Origin of the sequence: Veillonella sp. (genome assembly GCF_015058545.1) — a bacterium.
In the GTDB taxonomy this organism is placed as follows: Bacteria; Bacillota; Negativicutes; order Veillonellales; family Veillonellaceae; genus Veillonella_A.
The window spans coordinates 1-7,376 of record NZ_SVCB01000099.1 but is presented as its reverse complement, the minus strand read 5'-3'; the positions used below and the strand labels follow the sequence as shown (position 1 = coordinate 7,376).

The 7,376-nt window shown below is 40.8% G+C and carries 8 protein-coding genes and 1 pseudogene; 7 read left to right on the top strand and 2 right to left on the bottom strand.

The window, feature by feature from the left end; translation table 11 throughout:
• Positions 1–81: 81 nt before the first annotated feature.
• The 7 genes from hydF to E7204_RS06715 all read left to right on the top strand — a co-directional run bounded on the left by hydF (position 82) and on the right by E7204_RS06715 (position 6,388).
• Positions 82–1,299, top strand: coding sequence for a [FeFe] hydrogenase H-cluster maturation GTPase HydF (hydF, locus tag E7204_RS06745; protein WP_295182972.1), 1,218 nt, complete (start codon positions 82–84; stop codon positions 1,297–1,299).
• A gap of 210 nt (positions 1,300–1,509) precedes the next feature.
• Positions 1,510–2,031, top strand: a complete 522-nt coding sequence (locus E7204_RS06740; protein ID WP_127059049.1) for a DUF4446 family protein — start codon at positions 1,510–1,512, stop codon at positions 2,029–2,031.
• A gap of 71 nt (positions 2,032–2,102) precedes the next feature.
• Entirely contained in the window at positions 2,103–3,101 is a 999-nt protein-coding gene (locus E7204_RS06735) for a M23 family metallopeptidase (protein WP_295182969.1), read from the top strand.
• A 320-nt stretch (positions 3,102–3,421) separates the two neighbouring features.
• Positions 3,422–4,000 carry a cob(I)yrinic acid a,c-diamide adenosyltransferase gene (locus E7204_RS06730; RefSeq protein ID WP_021840417.1) on the top strand — a complete coding sequence of 193 codons (579 nt, stop codon included), beginning with the start codon at positions 3,422–3,424 and terminating at the stop codon, positions 3,998–4,000.
• A gap of 158 nt (positions 4,001–4,158) precedes the next feature.
• Positions 4,159–5,268 carry a hypothetical protein gene (locus tag E7204_RS06725; RefSeq protein WP_295182966.1) on the top strand — a complete coding sequence of 370 codons (1,110 nt, stop codon included), beginning with the start codon at positions 4,159–4,161 and terminating at the stop codon, positions 5,266–5,268.
• A gap of 61 nt (positions 5,269–5,329) precedes the next feature.
• Positions 5,330–5,704: a spore germination protein GerW family protein gene (locus tag E7204_RS06720; protein WP_021840419.1), complete on the top strand. Its 375-nt coding sequence runs from the start codon at positions 5,330–5,332 to the stop codon at positions 5,702–5,704.
• Positions 5,705–5,938: 234 nt separating this feature from the next.
• Positions 5,939–6,388 (top strand): OmpH family outer membrane protein, encoded by a 450-nt coding sequence (locus tag E7204_RS06715; protein WP_127059053.1) that lies wholly within the window; start codon positions 5,939–5,941, stop codon positions 6,386–6,388.
• Positions 6,389–6,567: 179 nt separating this feature from the next.
• Here E7204_RS06715 and E7204_RS06710 read toward each other — a convergent pair whose 3' ends face one another.
• Both E7204_RS06710 and E7204_RS06705 read right to left on the bottom strand, forming a co-directional pair.
• Positions 6,568–6,855, bottom strand: a complete 288-nt coding sequence (locus E7204_RS06710) for a cupin domain-containing protein (protein WP_021840067.1) — start codon at positions 6,853–6,855, stop codon at positions 6,568–6,570.
• Between the two features lie 211 nt (positions 6,856–7,066).
• Positions 7,067–7,376 (bottom strand): annotated as a pseudogene (locus E7204_RS06705) (hypothetical protein); the annotation flags it as partial.

Below are 7,376 nucleotides of genomic sequence, written 5' to 3'. Positions count from 1 at the left end.
GTTTAACCGCTAACCTATTTTCATACGGTTGGAGCGGTTTACGTTATATTAAAGGCAGGTAAGTAAGAAGCTATGACAAGTATGGAACAAACACCAAAAGCAAATCGTGTACATATCGGTTTTTTCGGCCGCTGTAATGCAGGTAAATCTACCTTGATTAATATGTTGACTGGACAGCCAATTGCATTGGTTTCGGAAGTAGCCGGTACAACTACGGATCCGGTGAGCAAAGCCATGGAAATTTTGCCATTAGGTCCGGTTGTTATTACCGATACAGCCGGCGTTGACGATACGTCGGAGTTGGGACCGCTGCGTATTAATAAGACAAAAGAATTATTGCCGCGCATGAACTTGGCCGTGTATGTTTTGAAAACCGATGCGGCACCAACAGCAGCGGATATGGAATGGCTTGGTTTGTTGCAACGTCAAAATGTAAATACTTTACTGGTTTTAAATGAGGTGGCCGGTATTACCGCTGATTCTTACATGGCACAAGCCGGTGCTGTATTGGGTGATTTGAACTTGGCCTATATAGGCGCTGACTTATTGAAAAATGATAAACAGCGAGTTATTTTAGAAAAATTAGGTTCTATGAAACCAAAAGACGGTGAAGATGAGCAATCTTTATTGGCCGGTTTGGTAGAGCCGCATGATGTTATTCTTTTGGTGTGCCCCATCGATGAGGCTGCGCCAAAAGGGCGTATTATTTTGCCGCAAGTGCAGATGATTCGTGAAATATTGGATGCTCATGGTATGGGTCTTGTAGTGCAAACGGAAGAAGTTTCGGCAGCTCTTGCTAAATTAGGGGTAAAACCAAAAATGGTAATCACCGATTCGCAGGCTTTTGATGCCGTGGCTCAACAGGTGCCGGATGACATTCCGCTTACATCCTTTTCTATTTTGATGGCTCGTTTTAAAGGTAATTTAAAAACATTGGCAGCCGGCGTGAAAGCTGTTAAAAACTTAAAACCGGGCGCTAAAGTTCTGATTAGTGAAGGCTGCACCCATCATCGTCAATGTGATGATATCGGTACGGTTAAAATCCCGCGTTGGTTAAAACAGGCGGGGTATGAAAATTTAGATTTGCAATGGACCAGCGGTGGCGCTTTCCCGGAAAATGTAAAGGACTTCGATTTGATAATTCACTGCGGAGCCTGTATGTTAACGCGCCGTGAAGTATTGCGCCGCCTGGATGTATCAGAACAACAAGGGGTGCCTATCGTAAATTATGGCGTGCTAATTGCGTCATTACATGGTATACTAGACCGTGCACTTAGTCCCTTTGCTTCTGAGTTATAAGCGGGCCTGAGACATTTGAATGTAACAATAATCACACATTTGTGATATAATAAAAGTTCAGCTATAAGATATAATTTGGTTGAATTATGGACTCCTTAAAAGGAAAAAACAGCGTATTATAGCCTTGTTATTTCATGTTATTGATGAAATAGGCTGTAATTTAATATTAAATTCATTATATTCGTATAATTTTAAATAGAAAGGCATATCATGTTAGAAAATATGCAACTTTGGATCGCCATTGCCGGCGGTTTATTACTCATTGTATTATTTCTCTATTGCCTCGTATTGCAAAGTAAAATTAATTCCTTAAGTAAGCGATATGATTATTTTATGCGCGGTGAAAATGGCAGTAGTTTAGAGCGTAAATTATCTGTAGAAGTCAAAGAATTGCGTGATGCGGCGGAATCGATTGAAAGTTTATTCCAGCAGCAGGAAGCAATTCAGGCGACACAGCACAATACATTTCAGAAAATTGGTTTTGTTAAATACAATGCCTTTGAAAATATAGGAAACGACTTATCGTTCTCCGTAACTTTATTGGATGGTAATAACAACGGGATTTGTATTTCCAGTGTATATGGACGCAGTGAATCTCGTATTTTCAGTAAACCTATTGTTAATGGTAAAAGTCTTGCCAGTCTTTCTCAGGAAGAAATGGAAAGCTTGCAGGAAGCTTTGGGCACGAAGAGCAATGAAGAAGCTCTTATCAGCGCTTCCGTAGTAAAATAAGATAGATACATCTTGTTACAACAAATTTAATGATGAAAGGATTGTAGTAAAAGAAGGAGTTGGGGCAATATATGAAAATTCCGGACTTTTTGGCACAGCATGTGCAAAGTCAGGGCGATTCGTATACGTTGCAAATAACGAAACAACAATGGCGCTGGGTTTTGACCGGCTTCGTATTGTTATTGGTTGTTACCTTAGGCTTCGGCATCTGGGGCATTACACGTCAGGCTGAAGTTATGCAATTGCGGCAACAAACGCAATTACAGACGGAACAATTGAAGCTATTGCAACAAAAAACTGAGATTTTAGATAAAAAAATGGAATCGTTGGACCAGTTGGATAAAGAAATTCGCCAAATGGTTAAGGGCTCCGAATCCGGTACGATACCGCAAGGTGGTGGTGAAGCACAAACCCCGCAGGCGGCTTCCGGCGATAAGGATGAGCCTGGCGGTGCCGCTAACACTGATTCTAATAGCGCTGTAGCTAATGCCGCCGGCAGTTCCGGGACATCCGTAACAAGCTTGTCGGCTAAATTGTCGCGCCTTGACCGCTTGGCACAGCAGCGTATGGCTTCGTTTTATATGTTGCGCAATATTTTGCGTGACGGCGCAGGCCAGAATATTCGTGATTTACAATCGGTAGCATTTGCAGCCAATAATCCGGGCAATACATCGACTATGCCGTCTATTTGGCCGGCTAAAGGGGTTATTACGTCCAATTTCGGTACTCGTATCGATCCTGTTTATGGCGGTTCCGCTACCCATGAAGGGCTTGATATTGCTAATGACTACGGTACACCGATTATTGCTACCGCAGCGGGGACGGTTACCTTTGCCGATGCAACATCGGGCGGTTACGGTAATTTGGTAGAAATCGATCATGGTAATGGTTTTGTAACACGTTACGGCCATAACTCCGTTTTACTTGTTCATGCAGGCATGCAGGTAAAACAAGGTGACACGATTGCTTTAATGGGTAGTACCGGTAAGAGTACGGGTAGCCATGTTCACTATGAAGTGGATATTAACGGCGTAGCTGTAGATCCGTTGTTATTCTTGCCGATTCAGTAGCATTCTTGTTAATTCACCAACTTTATTGCTGTTTAGAATTTGGCACCGAGAGCCGGGGAGTATTTGGCGAATAACCGAATCAAATCCTATATGAAAATTGAATAAGTTATCATAAAAACTAAAGGCTATAACACTCATAGATTGTCTTATGGTTAGGAAAATTATTAGAATTTTCTTGTTTCATAATGGCATATTTGAGTTGTTATAGCCTTTTTGATAAAAAAATTTAAAAGATTTTTCAATGTATACAGTTTTTATATAACGTTAGCGGTTTAGATGTGGTAAAATGATAATATACAAATGTGTAAAGGAGGTCCATCATGGATACGTATGTGCAAGTCTATACGGGCGATGGCAAAGGTAAAACGACTGCTGCTATAGGGTTGGCGATTCGAGCCTTAGGAGCAGGCAAAAAAGTATTGTTTTTGCAGTTCATGAAATCGAAGGTTTACAGTGAACATAAAATTTTACCGACCTTACCGAATCTGACCTTAGAGACGGTAGGTAAGCCTTTTTTTATCATCCAAGAAGGAGTCAAAACCAAAGAAGAATTGGCTCGTTGGGGTGATGAAGTTGTTGTATTTCCTGTCGGCAAACCGCCGGCTGATTATGTAACGCTTATAGCTAAAGGCATGGAACGAGCTAAAGAAGCCGTAAGTTCCGGCGAATATGATGTGGTAGTGCTTGATGAATATGTAATGGCCCTGTTTTTCGGACTTATCAGTCGCGAAGATACGGAAGCTTTATTGGCACATCGTTCACCGAAGACCGAATTGATTTTTACCGGTCGTGGTGCTCCTGATTGGCTCGTCGAAGCAGCTGATTTGGTTACATCCATGGAAGAGGTAAAACATTATTATACCAAAGGTGTTTTAGCTAGAGCCGGAATTGAAAACTAACCACAATAAATTCAGATAGAATTCTTTAAATTAAGATTTCTAAAATAGAGGAATTTTCTCTCTATATGGAGAATATTAATAAGAATGCCTTTTTCAGGTAGCTGAAAAGGCGGCGGATATAGAGAAAACCGCAAGACGTTACTATAGGAGGGTAGGTGTTGCCTGTGACCTGGCTAGCCATAGTGCTACTGGTTATTTTTGTTCTGATTATAGTCGCTATTTTTAACCCCATTACATACGCTGTTGAATTAGTAGGCCGTAAACCGTATAAAGCGCGCTTATTTGTTCAATGGTGGGGCAAAATGTTTCGCATTCACTTTGCCTATGAGCAAGGCAAGCCTTTTTTCAAAGAAGTTTATATTTTGCGTAAAGCAAAATTGGGCGATGTCCGCGATTATGAAGATTGGTTGTCCCGCCGCGTAGCGGAAGAGACGGCTGAACCTGATGAATCCAAAGTCTATGAAGAAGAGTTGGAAAAAACGCGGATACAACAGGAAGAAGGCGAAGAAGACACTACACCTAAGACGGTGATTAAGAGTGTACGCTTTGATGCTGACGGCAAGCCTGTAGAAACAGTGGAAGAAGTCACTGAAAAAAGCGGTGACCGCATTGTCATGACGAACCCGACTACGGGTGAAGTGGAAGGCACTATATCACCAAGTGAATTGCGAGCTCAAAATGAAGCGGCAGCCGCTAAGGCAACACGGCAAGCTGAAAAAGCCAATGAGGCCGATAAAGCTGATGCTGACAGCAAGCAAGCTGACGAAGACGCTAAGACTGAAGAAAAGGCAAAAGACCCTTATAAATGGTGGTGGGTTAAACATGTAACCAATGGCGCCTTATATGAGAAATTATTGCTTTTTACCAAGCGTTGTTACAATCATTCGAAACCGCGTCACTTTGAAATCGAAGGCACATTCGGTACGGGCAATCCATATCAAATGGGCTTGACCGCATCCGCCTTATATTCGATTTGGCCTGAAAAAATGACTAATGTGGAACTTAGTTTCGTTGAGCCCGCTTTTGAAGGCAGTTTAGACGTGCATGGTCGTATCAGTCCGGGCGTACTTGCTTTTTACGGTACCTTGTTTGCTGTATCTAAACCGGTGCGAGACCTTTTAATTGATGCGGTAAAATTTGCCTTGCGCTATCGCAAAGCACAAAAAGCTAAAAAAGAAGCGGAAGCTAAAGAGTCTGATAATAAACAGGCTACAGACAAAAATAACAAAGCTAAAAAATCAGAAGCAAAAGATAAAGCAGCTGCGTAATGCGTTGCTACGATACTAACTATTATCGGTGTGAAGTACACATGCGTTAAGGAGGATCCTCATGGAAAATAAATGCACCTTTGTTAAAGAGAATTTACAACCTATTTTTGAAAAATTCAAAGATATGATTAAAGTGGAAACTGTAGTAGGCGAAGCGATTCAGATCGGCGATGCTACACTTGTTCCATTTGTAGATGTAACCATGGGTTTCGGTACCGGTGGTGCCGGTAAAGCTGACTGCGGTGGCGCCGGCGGCGGTGCTAAAATGGAACCGACTGCTATTCTTGTTATCAAAGGCGAACGAGTAGAATTATTCAACATCAAAGGTTCTGCTAAATACAGTGGTTTTGATCGCCTTATCGGTATGGTTCCTGAAATTATCTCCAAGTTAAAAAAGGACCAATATATTTATATCAACGAAAATGATGAAAAATAAAATATTATTTCTTCGAACAGCCTCTTTATTAAGGGGCTGTTTAGAGTATATAATTGGTTTTAGCGATAATTCATTTGATGTTCATTATCAATCGGTATGATGAATACATGACAAAAATGAATATTGAATACTAAATTAATTTTTTTAGATATTGTAGTTTCTCTATATTTCTGTTACTATAGTGAATATAGGGCTACATAATACGCTCTAGTTTTGTAAGGAGGTCTTTGGGACATGAATTTTAAAAAGAATCTTGCTGCTTTAGCAGTTATTGGAACAATTGGTTTAGGTGCTGCCAGCGCAGCTAATGTTGGCGTAGTTAATATGGCTCAGGTAATGCAGGCATACCCTGGTTACGGTGCTATTCAAATGCAAGCTCAGAAAGTTGAACAGGAATACGCTCCAAAACTTCAGAAATTGGAAAACGAAATCAACGCTATCAAAGACGAAAAAGCAAAACAGGAAGCTATCGATAAAAAATATGCTCCGGTAGCTCAGAAATACAACGAAGAAATGAACAAAATCTTCGCACCGGTTGATTCTAAAATCCAAGAAAAATTGGATCAGGTACGTGCTCAGAAAAACTTACCTTTCATCGTAGCTAACCCTACAGTAATCGTAAGCATCGAACCAAACTCTACTGCTGAAAACGTAACTGACGATGTAATTGCTTTGTTGAAATAAGCAAGTAACTTCATTAGTTAGGGACTGTCATATGACAGTAGACCCTCATTAAAAAAAGCGAGTCAAGGATGACCTTGGCTCGCTTTTAACATATATGAGGCTATAGAATAAAGGTTAGTGCATATAAAATATTGAGTTAAAGGCGATACATCTGCGTAATAAGGATGTGTCGCTATTTTTTATTCCGGTTTGTGTACTAAGGTAACAATAAATTCACTGTCTTCCACGAGGGTTGCTTGAATGAAGTTGTCACCGTTAAACTGTAAAACCGTACCCGGAGTTAACACATGTTCTTCTTCCTGATTCAGTTGAACAGCTACTTTGCCTTTAACTACGGTAAAGACTACATTGGCTTCCGGATGATTGTGATTTTCTACTTTTTCACCGGCTTTGCCGCCTTTTTTTACAACTACAAAATTAGGACCTTGGAATAATAAGCCCAATTCGTTTTTTTCAGTACCAACCATGAGAAAACCTCCTTTTGAAATAATTGTAAGAAAAAACTTGCCGACAGTACGTTGCCTTTAGACTATAAGGGAAAGGTAAATTAGTTATAAAGTGCAATGGTCAGCTGACGGCAAGTTATATATATTGTATTTAATTGTAGGGCGTACAATTTTTGCTGATTTAAGACCAGCCGGAATCGGCTGTAATGAAACAGCGAACTTGAAATGTTACTTAAGCACGAACGATTTTGTATTGTGGGAATTCGCCGTCAATTAACTCTACGGTGAATTTGAACTTAGGATCCGCAGCGCTCACAAAACCTTGGAACCAAGCTTGGTAGGCCGCCATCATGAATGTCTGATCAACGCCGGCTTTGGCCCAATTGCCTTTTTGATTAGCGTGGCTACCTTCCCATACGTATTCATCAGCTGTATCTGCGAGAATCGTATCACCATCGTCACAAGGCATGCCGTTTAAATAGTAGTTTTGCATAATCTGATAGATTTCCTGTGGCGTATGGTCGCCTTTATTCAGCTCGTCG